This window comes from Paenibacillus sinopodophylli (genome assembly GCF_005930355.1).
In the GTDB taxonomy this organism is placed as follows: Bacteria; Bacillota; Bacilli; order Paenibacillales; family Paenibacillaceae; genus Pristimantibacillus; species Pristimantibacillus sinopodophylli.
The window spans coordinates 1-725 of sequence record NZ_VDBO01000055.1; the positions used below are offsets into that span (position 1 = coordinate 1).

Consider the following 725-nt stretch of genomic DNA (forward strand, 5'->3'; position numbering starts at 1 on the left):
CACCAAGCAGCGCGGATGCACGGCTGATAGCTGAGCGAGCATTTCGATTGTTTCATGATGAGAATCTTAGACAAGCAACCCTAAACACATTTCGGTGCACGCTTGCTTATGATACTGATTTTGCTACCGGCATCACAGGCGTTAAGGGCTACAAAGCCATATATGATGTAGATTATATCCGGAATTGAGGTGAGGGCATGTCAAATACAAGTGTGGACGAGGAATCTGAATTTGAGAAGCTTGTGAAAGAGAAAGTTTCGCTGGCGACAAAGCTTGGCATCATGGGTCAGGGCGCTGTGCCAAGAAAAGATTACGATCAAACAAAAGAATATCGGCGCATCAGTGAAATCGATGTGCGTTTATGGGAACTTGTAAAATAATCTTACAGGTTCCTTTTTCGTTTCTAGAAGGAGGATATTAATCATGGCTGAACCGTTAGTTTTTGATGGAGTAGGAAGAGTTTGGACGCGTGGAATGGACGGATCGCTTAAATGGATTGATGAAAAAGTGAACAGCGTTATGTTCGCACCGCAATTCGCTTGGAATAAAGTGTTCGGCGGCGAATCTGGATTGCCGTTCCACCTTACAGCACAGGATCTGCAGGACACATTGTCCATTGAGGTTCCGCGTTACTCTCCTTTGATTGCAGAGTTGTCACAAGGTGCGGACACAGTAGAGGGCGAAGTGAAGTTTGACGAAAATGAAGAGGCCATCCTTACATCAGC

General features: G+C 45.4%; 1 protein-coding gene and 2 pseudogenes. All 3 read left to right on the plus strand.

All coding sequences use genetic code 11. From position 1 onward, the window contains the following. Positions 1-188: pseudogene (locus FGT79_RS31720) on the plus strand (hypothetical protein); the annotation flags it as partial. A 9-nt stretch (positions 189-197) separates the two neighbouring features. Continuing rightward, the gene (locus FGT79_RS30645) at positions 198-380 is read left to right on the plus strand and encodes a hypothetical protein (protein WP_138756593.1); all 183 of its coding nucleotides are present in this window, start codon (positions 198-200) and stop codon (positions 378-380) included. A 43-nt stretch (positions 381-423) separates the two neighbouring features. Next, positions 424-725: pseudogene (locus FGT79_RS30650) on the plus strand (hypothetical protein); the annotation flags it as partial.